Annotated in this window: 5 protein-coding genes; all 5 read right to left on the bottom strand. The window is 73.4% G+C overall.

Annotation, left to right across the window (positions count from 1 at the left end):
• On the bottom strand, positions 1–162 hold a 162-nt coding region (locus TOK_RS35545), incomplete at its 3' end, for a DUF4192 family protein (RefSeq protein WP_374754937.1).
• Positions 163–254: 92 nt separating this feature from the next.
• A complete protein-coding gene (locus TOK_RS27885) occupies positions 255–821 on the bottom strand; it encodes a hypothetical protein (RefSeq protein WP_098960976.1) in 567 nt (188 codons plus the stop codon).
• Positions 822–885: 64 nt separating this feature from the next.
• A complete protein-coding gene (locus tag TOK_RS33025; RefSeq protein ID WP_172457826.1) occupies positions 886–1,035 on the bottom strand; it encodes a hypothetical protein in 150 nt (49 codons plus the stop codon).
• A 375-nt stretch (positions 1,036–1,410) separates the two neighbouring features.
• Positions 1,411–1,695, bottom strand: a complete 285-nt coding sequence (locus TOK_RS27880; protein ID WP_098960975.1) for a hypothetical protein — start codon at positions 1,693–1,695, stop codon at positions 1,411–1,413.
• 5 nt (positions 1,696–1,700) lie between these two features.
• A complete protein-coding gene (locus TOK_RS33020) occupies positions 1,701–1,847 on the bottom strand; it encodes a hypothetical protein (protein WP_172457825.1) in 147 nt (48 codons plus the stop codon).
• Positions 1,848–2,083: the final 236 nt, after the last annotated feature.

Raw genomic sequence — 2,083 nt, 5'->3', positions numbered from 1 at the left:
CCCCGCGGCCGGGAGATCAACCCGCAGGACCATCCCGACCCGCCGCCCGGCGAGAGTGATGATCACCAGCGAGTCCGCCGGTGTGAACCCGACCAGCGTCGGGATCGCGGCGAGGACATCATCCCCGCTGGCCAAACGGATCGGTCGCTGCGTCGTAGTCATGATCAGATTCCTTTCGGGCAGAACAGAACAGGGCAGGGGCATGGGCAGCTGGGCAGAACGGGCCAGCTCAGGACCGGGAGCTGGGCGTGAGCTCAGGGGTGTGAGCCGGCCCGGTACCGCGGGTCGGCGGTCCGGGCCGGCGGGTGGTCAGCGGGGCGCCCCCGCCACCGGGCTTCGGCTGCGGCGCGGTGCTGCCTGGCCACGAGCGCGCCGGTGGCGCGGGGGCTGGGCGGGTAGGTGCGGTCCTGCTCGGGGACCGGCCACCCGTCGATGCTCAGCCGCCACCCCTCGTGACGGCCACCGTCGTCGAGGGAGCGGAACCACATCACCGTGACGCGGATCGTGTCGAGCGGGACCGCGAGCTGCAGCGCCACCACGCTGAGGGTGATCGGGCCGGCGGGGCAGCCATCGGGGTCGCGGCAGATGTCCCACCGCTCGGCGCAGGTCGACTCGTCGTCGGTGTAGTGCAGCTGGTCCGGGCGGGCGCCGAGCTGCTGTGCGGTCTCGACGAGAAGGCCGCGGGCGTACTCGTGGGCGCCGTAGCTCCCGAGCTGGCTGCGGTCGCACGGGATGTTGGTCACGACCGCGCCGGGCAGCACATAGCTGCGGCAGTAGTCGAAACGGTCGATCTGGTTGATCTTGCCGGTCGGGTCGAGCATCCTCGGTTGCCTCCGTTCGACGCAGAAGGCGAGCCCCGGGTGGGGCCCGCCCGCGGGCGGGCCCTCAGAAACCCGGCTCATTGAGAGCCCCAGCAAGGTCGGAGGCGATGCGGTCCTGGTGGGCATCGCGGTCGTCGAACTCGCGCCACGCGCTGTCGCCGGTGATGCCGAACCCCGAGCTGGGAGCGGGGGTGGTGGTCGCGGTGCGGAACATCAGGGCCTCCTGGTGGGCGGAGCGGCGGGAACGCGGCTCTGCCTCAGCGCGGGCGGCCGGGGTCCCCGAAGGGGACGGGACGGCGGTTCCGGCTGGCCCATCCCGGGTGTGACCGCATCCACCCGGCCGGCGGCCGAGCTACCCGACCGCACGCGGTCTCACCGGGATGGGTCGGTACGGGTTCGTCGGCCCGCTCGCCCCAGCCGTCTGTGCTGACCTCCGGGCGCTCCAGTCGCACCGCCCTACCCGGACGCTGCGGCCACACCACCCACCACCGGCCCGGACCGCCCGGCCACCTCATCCGGCCCCGCCCCGGACTCCCCCCGAGCGGGTGGATGCGGCCCTCGGCCGCATCCACCCGCCGTGCCCCCGTTCTCAGGTCAGGTCGCGCGCGACCTGCTCGTCGCCTTCTTCGGCGCTGTGGCGGCCGTCTGGTCGCTCCTCCGCCTCACCCGCGCCTGCGCAGAGCCGGCTGATCCGCCCGCCGAGCGCGGCCAGCTCGTCGAGCGAGCCGCCGGTGGCCAGATCACCACCGCCTCCCGAGCTCAGCACCAGCACGTGCGAGGAGGCAATCTCGCACTCGGGGTTGAGCTCGGCGTTCGCCTCGGCCGCAGTCATGAGCCAGATGTGCAGGTCGGTGACACGGTCTTCCCACTCCACGTGCCTCATCGGCCGCCCCGTCCCCCAGCCCGGTCCTGTCCCCCAGCGCGGTCGTGGCCCTGTTCGGGGCCGCCCGGGTGGGTGATCACCCTGGTCAGCGCCGCGGTCGCGGTGGTCGTGTCGATGAACCCGATCACGGTGTCGCCGTGCATACGGTTCTCCTTGTCGCGCAACGGTTCTCGCCGGTAGGGAGGGTGCGGTGGGCCGGGGGCGTCCCGGCCCACCGCACTCCCGGATCAGGCGGCCGACTCCGTGGCCAGGTCGGCTCCGCCGACCTCGCCCTCGTCCTCGTCGCCGTCCTCGTCGCCGTCCTCGTCGCCGTCCTCGTCGCTGTCCTGGGCGCCGGTGTCCGAGGTGTCGTCGTCGGGGCCGGCATCTGCCGGGTCCT

Origin of the sequence: Pseudonocardia sp. N23, assembly GCF_002583555.1 — a bacterium.
Classification (GTDB): domain Bacteria; phylum Actinomycetota; class Actinomycetes; order Mycobacteriales; family Pseudonocardiaceae; genus Pseudonocardia.
Note: the sequence above shows the minus strand (reverse complement) of the source record. Positions and strands in the feature narration are given on the sequence as shown.